We start from the raw sequence: 13,284 nt of genomic DNA on the forward strand, positions 1-13,284 counted from the left end.
CATATGTTAAGTTTTGAACAAAAACTGGATCGTTACGCTGAACTTGCTGTAAGAGTAGGTGCTAATGTGCAACCAGGGCAAGTATTTGTCATCTCTGCGATGATTGATACCGCTGAATTTGTACGTTTGCTGGTACGTAAGGGATATGAAGCTGGAGCCAAGCAGGTGATTGTAAAATACGGAGATGAAACCGTCAATCGATTGCGGTTTGAGATGGCCCCTGAGGAATCCTTCCAAGAGCCGCCGAAATGGCATGCAGCGGAGCTTGAAGAACTGGCGGCCAATAATGCAGCCTTCCTGACCGTATTGTCATCCAGCCCAGACCTAATGAAAGGTATTGACCCGGAGCGGATTTCTACTCATCAGCGTACATATGGTCAGGCGATGGCCAAGTACCGTCAGTATCAACAGGCGGATAAAATGAGCTGGACGGGTGTGGCATGTCCTTCGCCCGATTGGGCAGCCAAAGTATTCCCGGATCTCCCGGCAGCTGAGCAGGTTAGCCAGTTGTGGGAAGCCATTTTCGCTGCGGTGAGAGCCGATCTGGAGGACCCTGTAGCGGCTTGGGAACAGCATATTGAACGACTGGAGACCAAAGCCGTTGCCCTGAACAACAAGAAGTATCAAGCATTACATTTCCTCTCCCCAGGGACGGATCTTACTGTCGAGCTTCCAGAAGGTCATATCTGGGCGCAGGCAGGTAGCGTGAATGAGCAAGGCACCCCTTTTGTTGCGAATATCCCGACAGAGGAAGTATTCACCGCTCCAGCCAAACATGGCGTTAATGGCAAAGTGTCCAGCACCAAACCACTCAGCTATGGCGGCAGTATCATTGATCATTTTTCGCTCACATTTGAGAACGGACGTATCATTGATTTTCATGCTGAAGAAGGTCAGGATACGCTAGAAAGACTCATTTCCATGGATGAAGGATCTCATTACCTCGGCGAAGTCGCTTTGGTTCCCTTCCATTCACCGATCTCTGAGAGTGGCATCCTGTATTACACTACATTGTATGATGAGAATGCGTCGTGCCATCTTGCGATTGGCAGTTCCTATGCATTCAATATCGAAGGTGGCAAAACGATGTCTCCTGAAGAACTTGCAACCCGTGGCATGAACACCAGCATCACCCATGTGGACTTCATGATGGGCTCTCCCGAGACGGACATCTACGGTATCACGGCAAACGGCGAACGTGAAGCCATCTTCCTTAAGGGAGACTGGGCGTTCTAAATGATCGCGGAGAGTTATCTCCCGTAATGTATGTTCTCTGAATAGTCGAAAGGCTGTCTTGCAACCATGTATTCATGGTTGGCGAGACGGCCTTTTATTAATTTTCAGCAAACTTTCATGCATGTTATACACACTTCTCTCATCTGGTTTTTCCCGGACCAACCTCCCATTGTACCGTTTCCATATTATGTTGTAAAATGTAATGATACCAATGTTTGTGGACTGTTCACCAGAAAGGAGAACATCATGGCCAATCGGCTCCAGTTATTACTAGCCTCAGATTTCCATAATTTAGGCTCTGCACTTCAAGAAGAAGTGTATTATGAATATTATAATATGGTACATGGTCTTATCGTTTATATCATCAAGGAGCGTGCTGCAGCAGAAGATATTATTCAGGAAGCTTTTATCAAAATCATTAAAAACAAACCCATCTTTGAAGACGAGGTCAAACTGAAAGCCTGGCTCAAGGTTGTCACACGGAACACAGCTATTAATTATCTGAGAAAAAATAAAAATAACCGTAACCAATTGGATACGGATAGTGTTTTTATAGATATGGAGACGATGAATCAGACCGCAGCTTCCGTGGAAAGCATGGTAGAAACGCAGATGATGGAAGAGTCCATTGAATATTATCTCAGACAGCTCAAACCGGAATATCGTGTACTGGTGGAGTTACGGTGGAAAAAAGGTCTCTCCTACCGAGAGATGGCCGAACTGCTGGATACCTCCGAAGACATTGTGAAGCAACGCTTGTTCAGAGCCCGCGGCAGTATTAAGAAGAAATTACATAAGGAATGGGGTGGAAGCATTGAGCAAAGGCAAGTCCGATAAAAACGTGGAGCGATTCGATTCAGAGCTGGAAGACGAATATTTCGACGCTGCGTTTGACCTGGCTTTTGATGAAGCTTTCCATCAGGCCGTCTCTGCCCCTTCCGCCTCCCATACCGAATCCATGCGGCAATCCTGGCAGAAGGTAAACAGGGAAATTAACAGAATCGGTTTACGTAAAAAAAGAATACGTACCTTGCGACTTTCAGTTGTAGTCGCTGCATCCGTAACTATCGGGGCCGTTATTTTCAGCCTGCCGTCCGGTACGCAAGCGGTATCCCCTTTTGTGCAATCCATCAAGGATTGGGGCAATGGCATGAAATCCATTATCATTGAGGATCGTACGACCCAACTGGGGGCTGATCCGTCAACAGCCAAAACGCCTCCACCACCAGAAACCAGCTTGGACGACATTCTTAAGGTACAAGAAGAAGAAGCTCTTAATACACCTTCGTATGAGTTATCGAGCCATCAGTTTCGTCCAGTACTTGTTACGGAAGAGATTGCACGCGAAGGGTTCATGGGTGACTTTCTGTTATCCAAGGCCATTCCCGAGCGATTCAACAAGGTCAAATTCGAACTCGTGCTTGATACTGAAAACCCTGTGAATCCAGACGATTATTATGAGTCCAACCAAATGAGAGTTCAATATACCAGTGAAGGCAAAAGCATAGAAGATGAGATTATCCAGTTTGATTATATCTATGTCATGCCTGGGGAGAAAATTGAAGGGGCCATGCTTCGTGATATGAGCACCGTAAAACTGGCGGATGGCTCGGAAGCACTGATGTATATCGGCCCACCCTATAACTCCTTTCAGTGGATGATGGGTTCCAACAATATGAGTCTGTTTGGCACCCTTTCGGAAGAAGAAATGACTGCTATTGCCAACGATTTTCAAGAGCAAAAGTTTCCAGGCAGCACCCGTCGATAAGATCAGAATAACACGGTGCCAGAGACATGTTTGCTTGTATCCGTGGTACTTCCATCATACGCTGTATGAATACTGGTAACGCGATAATAATATCCTGGCATAACGGTCCAATCCGATGCGGCATTCAGTAAGTTTGTATTCGTTGCATTGTTGGAACTCGTTTTAAAAGTTACCCATGCTGTTCCTGTCCAGCGCTCAAGTCGATAATCTACGGAAAGTGTCTTCATTGCTGTATATGTCATGGTCTTGGTATTGACGATAGCCGATAGTCCACCCCCAGGAATGACTGCACCGACCGCTTGATAGAAATGTCCAAGTTCTCGAGTGGTAGCAAGCGAATGGATGGATGGTTCTGGCGGTGGCGGAGCTGTAAGGGCACCAGAGGACACGTTGATCATCGGGCTTGCAACGGCTGGTTCGGACGTAGGTATAGCCAGGATTGTTGGCACCATTAACAAGGCAACGAGGGTTATTTTTAGCATAGATGCCGCACTCTTCGTTTTCATTTTCCGCATATTGATCCATCCTCCGCTTCATTTTCCGCATATTGATCCATCCTCCGCTTCCATATTTGATTTTGTGTAAGGGTATAAACGGACGGATCGGGTGACAGGTTTCAAAAAAAATTAGACGCTCCGATGTTTCTGTCGGCAGCGTCTTTTATCTTTGCATGCATCTCCAGCATGGTTGAAACCTAAATTATTCCAGCCCGTATGTATTGGGTAATGGATACACGAAACCATATTAACCAACCAGATTTGCAAATGAGGTGTATAACTTGAGTAAATTTCAATCCAAATCCAGAAGGCATCGTCACAGCTCCAATCCGAATGAACTACATATCGAAGTTGCCGGCTCGTTCAAACGTTGGCTTGTTATCTTGGTGAGTGTGCTTACCGCAGGGACCTTAATATATTTCTTGGCTACAGCTCGGGAAAGCTGGATAAGCATGGGGATTGAACGCTATGTATTGCCCTTTATGATCTGGGGACTTGTACTGTCCCCCGTCCTTGCTTTTCTTTTACTCAAGCAGAGCGGACGAACCCTTTCCCATGTCAAATTTTTACGTGTTTTCGGGATTGCTTTCTGCCTTCTGCCTCTGGTACTTCTGTTTTATGTGTTACCCGTAACACTTGGCATGGTGAATGATCACCTGACCCAGTTTAAGCAAAATCCCGTGTTATCCACCACTAAGGTGGGGGACTACAATTCTCACGAGGTTACTTTTGTCGATACGCCTATGTACGCCATCATCACCATTAAGACACCGACAACAACCCAATCCACTCGAAAAAAGCTGAATATCCAGTATGATCTTGCTCCGGGAGAGAATGTTTACGTCACTTATAAGCGAATTTCTATCGAGAACAGCTTGGTCACGGAGAATCGTTACGCCGATATTGTCATTCATGCACCCAAAGAATCATGAACATGCAAAGAAGCTGTACGATGACCATTACGTCAACATACAGCTTCATTTGTTACAATTTCGATCCGGCTACGCGCCTTCTTCTTCAACCAACAGTTCCAGCTTAATCACATTTACTCGGGAAATCCGCTTATGCTCTGTCTCTTGAATGACAAATACATAACCCCCATACTCAACCGATTGACCGACCTCAGGTGGAATGGCATCTACTCTGGAGTATAACCAGCCCCCGATGGTATCGTAATCGGCACGATCCATCTCCAGTCCGAATCGTTCGCTGACTTCTTCAATCAGCATCAATCCATCAATAGAGTATTCCATCTCATCCACTTGTTCAATGACAGGACGCTCATGGTCGAATTCATCCTGAATCTCGCCTACGATCTCTTCCATGATATCTTCAAGTGTGACAAGGCCGGAGGTTCCGCCGTATTCATCAATCAGAATCGCAATCTGTGTCTTGCTACGCTGCATACGTTTGAGCAGATCACTGATTAGCGTGGTATCTGGCACAGCCAGGATGGGCCGGATCACGGAGATGGTATCCGTAAGTTGGGATCGCATCAGATCCTTAATGTGAATAAAGCCGATAATATGATCCTTGTCTCCGTTATATACCGGATACCTTGTTCGCATACTCTCACTGGCAATCTCCAGATTCTCCAGCATGGACTCATTGGCATTCAGACAGATCATTTCCGTCCGCGGAATCATAATTTCACGGGCGGTTGTATCCGTAAAATCAAATATATTATCAACAAGTGCTAATTCAGTGTTATCAATTAAACCGCTCTTATTGCTTTCTTTCATCAGAATGCGTATTTCATCTTCGCTATGTGCGGAGTCCATCTCCGAAGCTGGTGCCATTCGGAACAGTCTCAACAAGCCGTTAGCCATACCGTTCAGTGCCCATATGAATGGATACATTAACTTGTAGAAGAACGTTAGCAAAGCCGCAGACCACAACGTGATCGTCTCAGACTTTCGAATTGCCATCGTTTTGGGAGCAAGTTCTCCCAGTACAATGTGCAAGATCGTAATAATCACAAATGCAATGGCAATAGAGATTCCATGAACGTAGACTGGTCCCAGTCCAAATGCGGTAAACATGGGCTCTAACAGATGTGCAATTGCCGGTTCTCCCAGCCACCCCAGTCCCAGTGAAGCCAAAGTTATACCTAGTTGGCAAGCTGATAGATATGCATCCAGATTACGTACGATATTGGAAGCATAGATGGCATTTTTGTTGCCTGTTTCCACCAAAGCCTCAATCCGGCTTCCACGAACTTTCACCATCGCAAATTCCGCCGACACAAAGAAACCATTCATTAATACAAGTAAACCAATGATTACTAAATTTAAAATACTCGGTAAGGGGTCACTCAAATTTTCATCCTATTCGCCGTCATTCTTCGGCAAATAGGTCCACCTCCTTCGAAAATGTAGGATATTTGCCATTCTGCCGCTCATATGCAATTTCAACTTCCCAATGCTTCCACCTCCACCTTGTTCTGTCGAATAAAAAAGATATGCTTCTTTTATTATATAATTCTAAACTACACAGTCAATCCGTGTCCTATGACAACGAAATGGCACAAACGCCTTTTTTCTTTAACAAAAGTCTCGATTACGCTGTTCCCCGGAAAAATTTTTACTCAATACGCCGTTATGCTTCCTATTTTCTCAGTTGTATTGATAAGTGATTAACTTTCAGATCATTAGATAGTTAATCACTTATCATTTTCTGTAATACGTGTGACTGCTCGAATTACAACATCAGGATAGTTATTTTGAATGATGATTTTTGCTTCAGCTATACTTTCAGCTCTCAATTCTCGAGTGTATATGATCCCATAAGAATCTTGGAATTCTACGGAATATTCGATTGCCTCTTGGTCCATTTTTATCACCTGCCCATTGTTATTGTGCTTTACATATCACATTATCAATAAGTTTACGCATTCGTAAAATACGTTGAGCGCTCCCTTCCACTAGTAGTTTATTCGATAGTCCTTTTCAAGATAAGCATATTCACTGTCCCTTGTTTGATACGTCCTTGGTCTGATAACTAATAATTCACTATCTGAGCCAGCCTTGCTAGACGAATTAATTTCGAGTTTCATCACTCGTTCAATGACTTGATGATCGATATGCTCATCATCTACATCTTCCTCATCTACAAAGCGAACTGTTATGTGCTGTTTTATTCCTTTCCAATTTAGATGACTACTTTGATAACATAATTCCACATTAATCAATGCCTCATCACAATCTATTCTCGACTGTGTATAAAACTCAATAAATACGTCTTTGTCTCGTGACACTAATTTTATTTCATCTGTTTCTGTTTCAAAATTCCCATTCAAATTTAATCCTCGATAAAGACCATTTGGGAGGTGAATACGTAATATTGCATTTTCATTTAAATTATTGGTATGGGTGAGCTCAATCCATAAATGATTCATTCCTTCTTCTTTTTCCATCTTTTTTTTAGCCAACCGTAAATTAAGCATCATTAAACTCCCCCCTTAAAACCTGTGAGACAGAATCAATTACCTTCTGTTTTAATTCGGCAGAAACTCGAGGACTTAATGTAATTGAAACATCATCTGTTATTGTCAGAGTTTCGTTTTCCAAGACACGATCTGGGCTATATAAACTCATCAATTGGCCGATTTTTTCCACTTCCTCTACAGAAAGAAGCTTCAATTTTCCTTGAATGGATGCTAAGTTCTCACCAGTTCTTGATAAAGTTATAATTGCTCGAAAATAATGAATGTGTTTATCGGTGTATACTCTTTTATTTCCTACCAACTCTAACGGAGGAACCATGCCTATTTGTGTATAGTACCGAACCGTCCTCAGATTCATCTTAGTATCATCTTCTTGAAGAATTTCTGAGATACGCTTTGCAGTGTACTGATTCATAACCTCACTCCTTTACACTTTAGTTTATACCCATACAGTAAACTGTAATATGTACAGTTTACTGTATGGATATGCATCTAGTCAAAAAACTATTAAAAAAGGAGAATATCATTTTGAGAAACATAACTAATTCTTAACTAAACCAAAGAGAGCATCCTCGCTCATGCTTCGACATGGCTGGATACTCTCTTTTTTGTAATACGTTATTTTCTCAGATTCTATCCGCCGATTACGATGTGGACTCAATCTCCACTACGGTTTCCGAAGCGGGGTTCCAACGCCACTTCGCTCGTCCCCCGCTTGCGTTATGCAATCCACCGATCCAGAATTCATCCTGCTTAAGCAATGCCCAATCGACTTCTCCATTCAACACCTGAATTCCGAGTTCCGTTAGCGACAGGATTCCGTCACGGAATTTTTCATCATGCTGCTTGAAATTAGGGAAAGTGGTTGCACCGCTCATCTGAAGAAGAGCATGAGGTCCTTCTGTCATCCGCTTCAGATGTGCCCAGTATTCAAGATCACCCATCCCGAGAATATGCAGTTTGTCTCCTACCTCGCGAAATAATGGATACGGATGCTCCACACCTGCTCTAATAGTCTCCAGTGTTGTCTGCTCAATGAGTCCCAGACCGTTCGATACAGATGGCAGACGGGACAAATGTGCCTTAAAGGCAGCTTTCGCAAAGGGTAGCGCAGAAGTATCTGCCTGCAAGTAATCCAGATGATGCCGGGAATCAGTCGACGTATAGGCTTCCCAGAACTGTGCACCGGCTTGTAACTCGTTTTTCTCAATCACATGCCAACTGCCGGACAGACGTTCAATCTGTGTGGAGGTAAGCTGTCCCAGTCCTCTAAAGTGCTCGATCTCTGGATACGAGTCAATGCAGAGCAGATTCAGTTTTGTATTCTGGAGTGCTTGTCCTTTGAAATAATGCAATAGATACGATAACATCGTCTGATCATAGAGATCGTATTCGAACCATAAGACAATTTCCTTGTATTGTTGAAACAAATGCAACTTGCGTTCAAGCTCCTCAATCTTCAAGTATTCCGCCTGTGGAATGCCCAACTGCTGCTCTAACACGGAAGCTCGATTCTGCCGCTCCTTTGTATCTCCCATCTCTTTGGCTACCGGGCCGAACGTATACAACTCTCTCCATACGAGGATGTCTCCCTGAATTCCACTCTCTCTTAAACGATTGGCAGCGTGATCCCCATTCATAATGTGTAACAATCCTTTTCCCCCTTCATACAAGTCACTGAATACAGAGACCAGATCCCTTACAGGCATAGAGCGCTTGAGTTTGGATCGGGCATCGAACAGTCTTTTCTTTAATGCAGGTACCTTCACCCCGAGGAAATCCGATATTTCCTTGAGCGAGTATCCTTCCAAATAAAACAGTTCAACAGCAATCCGCATCGATGATGGCAGTATTGCAATGGAATCACGAAGCGTACGATGCATTTCATTTTGCACCGCTTGTTTTTCCGGATTATGCGCCTGATCCTCTTCATGGAATACATGCTCCAGCTCCTGAACTGGAATCATGGTATGTTGCTTTCGTCTTAGCCAGCGATAACACTGCCTCTCCACAATTACCTTGAACCACCCTGGAAAAGCCTCAGGAGCTTCCAGCTTGGACAGATTGCCAAAGGCTTCAGTAAATGCTTCCTGTACGACATCTTCAGCCCAAAATGTATCTCCTAAACGATTGTAGGCAACAGCAAGAGCCATCCCGCGATATTGAGACATCAGTTGTGCGTAAGCTTCGGTTTCGCCCTTCATCGCTCCTTCAATCCATGAATTCAATGCTATGGACTCCCTTCATATAAGCATGCTGCTTGTTCTATTCATGTATAAGTGCCATGTTATCGCCAAAAGGTTACGTATAACTCTAAATCTATAGTAACCTTCGTATATATGTTTATGTAAAAAGCTGTCCTGTCTGCGGATTACCTCCACATTCAAGGACAGCGATGTAAATCAGTATGTGTTAGACATGTGACATGTCAGTTATCAATCAACATGATGAGGTGAAAATGATTATCTGCTTGGAGCTTGCGGGTAATTGCCTACCACGCCCGGATATTGATACAACAACGGCTCATCAAATGTAGCATAGTCGAAGTTGACCATCAACAGCATGATCCGTCTTCCTGTCTTCGGGTCACTGATGATAATATGATCACGGCCCGCTGCTTCAATAATACCTTGGAATATGCGAGCGTTCCATTCTTTGTTGCCTTCATATGTCATGTAGAATGTACCGAATTTACCAAGGTTCAGACGTAAAATATTCTCAATGTATGACTGCTCAAACTGTGGAGCTGTTGTTGTAATCACTGCACCCGTTGGTGTCATTGGGCTTCCACTGGATACGAGTGGCGGTACACTTGTGGAGCTTGGTGATACCATCCCTGGCGTTGGTGACATGGCAGGCATTCCGTTACCGATTTTGTAAGACGTACCTTGAACCTGAGAATTAGCTTGTTGACCCATCACAGAATTTGCTTGCTGACCCAGTGTTTGAGTTGTTGGTTGATAAGGCTGATTAATCATGATGATTCCTCCCAAAATTTAATATACTTCCGGACAGTCATCGCCTGTCGGACTGAAGAAACAATGCGCTTTGAAACGTCCTGTATTTTGCTGGTCATACCACGTTGGTGGGCAGTCGCCCACAGGTCGGAAAAACCACAATGAATTGCTTGCTGGCCAGATGCGCTCTCCATTAATCACCCGTTGTGCGAGACGAATCTCGGACTGTCTTGCCCGTTGGTAAAAGTACCCCTTCTGTGTTGACTCGTAGCCTCCTGGATTCTGGAATACCATACGATTGATATCGCGAATATCCTTGAAATCCAGACAATCCACCAGCACCCGGTTCACACCTACATTGCCCACAAGCAACATACCCTGATCGCCGTCACCTTCAGCCTCTGCCCTCATGAGCCTAGCCAGCAGCTTGACGTCCTCTGAGTTGGCTTTAATAACAGCCATAGTCTGTTTCCTCCCTTGTTTCAGCTGTTCATCTCCGTACATCGTATTGTGCAGGAGCCCATTCGGTGACACGATTCCATCTTTTTTCCATAAAAAAAAGCCCGGAACCTCACCCAAGGTGAAGTCCCGAAGCAACTCGTTTCTTATAATACTCGCCTGTTTAAGGCTTGGCTTCAATCCAATAATCATAGGCATGAACAATGTTGCCTTGGTAAGCCTGATATTCGGCCAGCAGATCAGGAAGCTTGGCAAGCTGAAGTTCCATCTCCGCTGCCCCTTTTTCATAAAAAGAAATATGAGGACCTTCGTGGTTCTGCTTCATTTCGACCGAAATCATCAACCTTTTACCGAAACGATCGGCGATCTCCATCTCCTGACTCACAACAGCAGCAATCCCATTGGAACCTTCGGCGTTGTTACGGAAAGCCATCAGCGACACATGATCGAGTGTACGGATCATAAATTCAGCCACAGATGTATCCTTTCCTGGCAACGCGAAGCTATCCAGCCATACAGCAAGGTCTGCGCTTGTTTCGAGATCACTGTCCTTCTTCGTTTCTTCCTGGAAAAATGTAATATTGGCAGCCCATTCGGTCAATAAGGTGTCCCGACTATTCTCCCACTCTGGCAAAGTGTAAGGCTCAATATCCAGATGGATGCCTTCAAATCGTTCATCCGGCTCGGATTCAGCATTATAGTTTTTCACATAATCAATCAATCGCTGAATGCGTGGACGATTCTCCTTTTTGCCCCAGATGGGGTGTCCACCCATCGCATGGATCTCAATACCCTGCGCTTTTGCCCGTTTCACAAAACTGCGATAGCTGGAATAGGGTTGATCCAGGTCCAACCGGACATACAACCAGTTAATATTCTGCTCTCTAGCAAATGCTAGTATGTGCTCTCCCCCGTCATTCGTCACCTGAGAGGCCTCCCAGATATACGTTCCCCGAATCTCTGGCTGATTGGATGGAATCTCCGGTGATGGCAGTTCCGACGGCTCCAGTTGTCCCCAGTATACGATGTCATGTACAGCAGAACCTGCGTAGGAACTATGCTCGCCGAATGCGGAGGCAACTTCTTCAATAACGCTTTCCAGTTGTGCTACACCTTTCCCGGCAAATGACGTGAACTCCTCACCAGGCATGGGCTTGGTGTTCAACCCAACCGTGACGCTCACATTGCTGGCATCGGCCCAGTTCATTTCCTGTTCAATCAAACGTATGATACCATTGTTCCCTTGCGCGTTATCACGGTAAGCGAGTAAAGTGACATGCTCCACTTGTTCAATGAACCAACGTGACAATGGTTCGTTATCTGCATCCTCAGAACCTCTATTTCCTGTGACGGTGTACGAATCTAGCCAGAATGGCAGATCCATATTCACTGCAACTGCGCCATCCTGTCTTAATTGCTCAAATAACAGATTCATATTGGCTACCCAGGATTGTACCAGTGGCTTGGCATCTTTTTGCCAGGCTGGTAACACATAGGGCTTGATATCCAGATGTATGGCATCAAATTGCTCGTTGGGCTCAGCAGCTTGATTGTAATCACTTACCCACGAGGCTAATCTGAGCATGGGACCTTCACGGCCACTGATTGCCCAGGATGGATCACCTCCCAGCGCTTCAACCGCAATACCCGCACTGCTGGCTTTGGCTATAAACGTCTGGTATACCTCCTTGGGCAGCGTCATGTCTACATTCACGTACAGCCTGTTTATCTTATGTTTAGCTGCATTGGCCAACAGCTCATCTCCGTTGCTAACAGACTGTGCCTGCCATACCCAGGCCGCCCGTATATCTGCGCCGTCAGCTTCAGCAGGTGACTCATTCCCTATCATTATCATCCCTCCGATCAGCAGTAACAGCCAAAATACCTTCCGGGATTGTTTCCCGAACATATACTCCCTCCATTCCTCTACTGTTGTAAAATCACATTTATTATAGCAACCGAGTTATTAAAAACAAATAAGCCCAAGTGCTTAACTTGGGCTTATCACTCTTAAGTTGTGCCAGCTTAAGGCTAACCCGGTTCGATCCCGGTTCTAGTCCTCATATATCATTTTTCGGGTCATACCTCCATCAATAACAAGGTTGGTCCCTGTGACAAAGGTATTGCTTGGATCAGATAAATATAAACAAGCACGGGAGATATCCGAAGGAACACCCACACGACCGGATGGATGCTGTTCATGATCCTCCTTTTTCAATTTTTCCACGTCTCCTGTCTCAATCCATCCCGGACTGATACAATTGACCCGAATTTGGTCCTTGCCCAGTGAGACCGCCAGCGCATGCGTCAGAGCTACAATCGCTCCTTTGGATGCGGCATAAGCTTCCGTATCAGGCTCAGACATCAGCGCACGTGTAGAAGCCATGTTGATAATGGCACCCCCGTGTTCATTGCTTTTCATATGTTTGGCTGCTTCCCGACTCGCCAAAAAGCAACTTCTCACATTGGTATTGAGTACATCGTCCCATTCTTCCAACGTTAGCTCATAGGGTGATTTCCATTTGGTGAGTCCTGCATTATTCACCAAAACATCAATTTGCTTGAATTCATCTAAGGTTGTACGAAAAAGGTTCGTAATGTCCTGCTCGCTCCGAACATCACATTGGACAAAGATGGCTTCTCCGCCTTCATTACGAATGGAAGCTGCGGCTGCCGCACCCTCCGCTTCCTTGTAGTCAGCAAGTACAACTTTGGCTCCGGCGACCGCATAAGCCTCAGCCACACTCCGTCCGATTCCCTGAGCAGCACCAGTTACAACAACAACCTGATCTGTAAATGACATATTCGTTGCCTCCTCTATGGTAATGATCCCTTGATCATAATTTCATTATGCCTCTTCTTATATAAATACACGTCAGGGCCATTAAGAAACGCTTGTCCAGTAAATAATCAAAAAAAGCT

The 13,284-nt window shown here is 44.9% G+C and carries 14 protein-coding genes; 4 read left to right on the top strand and 10 right to left on the bottom strand.

Annotated features, from left to right (window positions below; translation table 11 throughout):
• Window positions 1–3: 3 nt before the first annotated feature.
• From MKY01_RS17740 to MKY01_RS17750, 3 genes are all read left to right on the top strand, one after another.
• Window positions 4–1,236, top strand: coding sequence for an aminopeptidase (locus MKY01_RS17740; protein ID WP_339282891.1), 1,233 nt, complete (start codon window positions 4–6; stop codon window positions 1,234–1,236).
• Between the two features lie 246 nt (window positions 1,237–1,482).
• A complete protein-coding gene (locus MKY01_RS17745) occupies window positions 1,483–2,073 on the top strand; it encodes a sigma-70 family RNA polymerase sigma factor (RefSeq protein ID WP_017688141.1) in 591 nt (196 codons plus the stop codon).
• Window positions 2,051–3,004, top strand: coding sequence for a hypothetical protein (locus MKY01_RS17750; protein ID WP_127550687.1), 954 nt, complete (start codon window positions 2,051–2,053; stop codon window positions 3,002–3,004). The genes MKY01_RS17745 and MKY01_RS17750 overlap by 23 nt, the downstream gene beginning before the upstream one ends.
• A gap of 2 nt (window positions 3,005–3,006) precedes the next feature.
• On the opposite strand, the gene MKY01_RS17755 is transcribed toward MKY01_RS17750, so the two are convergent.
• The gene (locus tag MKY01_RS17755; protein ID WP_036613749.1) at window positions 3,007–3,519 is read right to left on the bottom strand and encodes a hypothetical protein; all 513 of its coding nucleotides are present in this window, start codon (window positions 3,517–3,519) and stop codon (window positions 3,007–3,009) included.
• Between the two features lie 263 nt (window positions 3,520–3,782).
• Between MKY01_RS17755 and MKY01_RS17760 the strand changes: the two genes are divergently transcribed.
• Complete coding sequence (locus MKY01_RS17760; RefSeq protein ID WP_339282894.1) at window positions 3,783–4,433, top strand: hypothetical protein; 651 nt, start codon at window positions 3,783–3,785, stop codon at window positions 4,431–4,433.
• Window positions 4,434–4,502: 69 nt separating this feature from the next.
• Here the strand turns inward: MKY01_RS17760 and MKY01_RS17765 are convergent, their stop codons facing one another.
• The 9 genes from MKY01_RS17765 to MKY01_RS17805 form a co-directional block, all read right to left on the bottom strand.
• A complete protein-coding gene (locus MKY01_RS17765; RefSeq protein ID WP_036613746.1) occupies window positions 4,503–5,819 on the bottom strand; it encodes a hemolysin family protein in 1,317 nt (438 codons plus the stop codon).
• Window positions 5,820–6,163: 344 nt separating this feature from the next.
• The gene (locus tag MKY01_RS17770) at window positions 6,164–6,334 is read right to left on the bottom strand and encodes a hypothetical protein (RefSeq protein ID WP_164783390.1); all 171 of its coding nucleotides are present in this window, start codon (window positions 6,332–6,334) and stop codon (window positions 6,164–6,166) included.
• A gap of 90 nt (window positions 6,335–6,424) precedes the next feature.
• On the bottom strand, window positions 6,425–6,949 hold the full coding sequence (locus MKY01_RS17775; RefSeq protein WP_339282897.1) for a hypothetical protein: 525 nt from the start codon (window positions 6,947–6,949) through the stop codon (window positions 6,425–6,427).
• Window positions 6,939–7,361 carry a MerR family transcriptional regulator gene (locus MKY01_RS17780; RefSeq protein ID WP_127550679.1) on the bottom strand — a complete coding sequence of 141 codons (423 nt, stop codon included), beginning with the start codon at window positions 7,359–7,361 and terminating at the stop codon, window positions 6,939–6,941. The genes MKY01_RS17775 and MKY01_RS17780 overlap by 11 nt, the downstream gene beginning before the upstream one ends.
• Window positions 7,362–7,590: 229 nt before the next feature.
• Entirely contained in the window at window positions 7,591–9,174 is a 1,584-nt protein-coding gene (locus tag MKY01_RS17785; protein WP_339282898.1) for a sigma-70 family RNA polymerase sigma factor, read from the bottom strand.
• A 234-nt stretch (window positions 9,175–9,408) separates the two neighbouring features.
• Complete coding sequence (gene gerQ, locus MKY01_RS17790; RefSeq protein WP_235193948.1) at window positions 9,409–9,807, bottom strand: spore coat protein GerQ; 399 nt, start codon at window positions 9,805–9,807, stop codon at window positions 9,409–9,411.
• Between the two features lie 135 nt (window positions 9,808–9,942).
• Window positions 9,943–10,365, bottom strand: a complete 423-nt coding sequence (locus MKY01_RS17795; RefSeq protein ID WP_036613979.1) for a cell wall hydrolase — start codon at window positions 10,363–10,365, stop codon at window positions 9,943–9,945.
• 160 nt (window positions 10,366–10,525) lie between these two features.
• Window positions 10,526–12,211 carry a hypothetical protein gene (locus MKY01_RS17800; RefSeq protein WP_339282899.1) on the bottom strand — a complete coding sequence of 562 codons (1,686 nt, stop codon included), beginning with the start codon at window positions 12,209–12,211 and terminating at the stop codon, window positions 10,526–10,528.
• 204 nt (window positions 12,212–12,415) lie between these two features.
• Complete coding sequence (locus tag MKY01_RS17805) at window positions 12,416–13,165, bottom strand: glucose 1-dehydrogenase (RefSeq protein ID WP_339282901.1); 750 nt, start codon at window positions 13,163–13,165, stop codon at window positions 12,416–12,418.
• Between the last annotated feature and the right edge of the window lie 119 nt (window positions 13,166–13,284).

The sequence above is a fragment of the Paenibacillus sp. FSL R5-0486 genome, assembly GCF_037975155.1.
Taxonomy (GTDB): Bacteria; Bacillota; Bacilli; order Paenibacillales; family Paenibacillaceae; genus Paenibacillus; species Paenibacillus amylolyticus.

What these genes read in the sequence shown, in the direction of transcription:
- MKY01_RS17740 (WP_339282891.1), top strand. Translation starts at nt 4, where the DNA reads ATGTTAAGTTTTGAACAAAAACTGGATCGTTACGCTGAACTTGCTGTA.
- MKY01_RS17745 (WP_017688141.1), top strand. Translation starts at nt 1,483, where the DNA reads ATGGCCAATCGGCTCCAGTTATTACTAGCCTCAGATTTCCATAATTTA.
- MKY01_RS17755 (WP_036613749.1), bottom strand. Translation starts at nt 3,519, where the DNA reads ATGCGGAAAATGAAAACGAAGAGTGCGGCATCTATGCTAAAAATAACC.
- MKY01_RS17770 (WP_164783390.1), bottom strand. Translation starts at nt 6,334, where the DNA reads ATGGACCAAGAGGCAATCGAATATTCCGTAGAATTCCAAGATTCTTAT.
- MKY01_RS17775 (WP_339282897.1), bottom strand. Translation starts at nt 6,949, where the DNA reads ATGATGCTTAATTTACGGTTGGCTAAAAAAAAGATGGAAAAAGAAGAA.
- MKY01_RS17780 (WP_127550679.1), bottom strand. Translation starts at nt 7,361, where the DNA reads ATGAATCAGTACACTGCAAAGCGTATCTCAGAAATTCTTCAAGAAGAT.
- gerQ (WP_235193948.1), bottom strand. Translation starts at nt 9,807, where the DNA reads ATGCCTGCCATGTCACCAACGCCAGGGATGGTATCACCAAGCTCCACA.
- MKY01_RS17795 (WP_036613979.1), bottom strand. Translation starts at nt 10,365, where the DNA reads ATGGCTGTTATTAAAGCCAACTCAGAGGACGTCAAGCTGCTGGCTAGG.
- MKY01_RS17800 (WP_339282899.1), bottom strand. Translation starts at nt 12,211, where the DNA reads ATGATAGGGAATGAGTCACCTGCTGAAGCTGACGGCGCAGATATACGG.
- MKY01_RS17805 (WP_339282901.1), bottom strand. Translation starts at nt 13,165, where the DNA reads ATGTCATTTACAGATCAGGTTGTTGTTGTAACTGGTGCTGCTCAGGGA.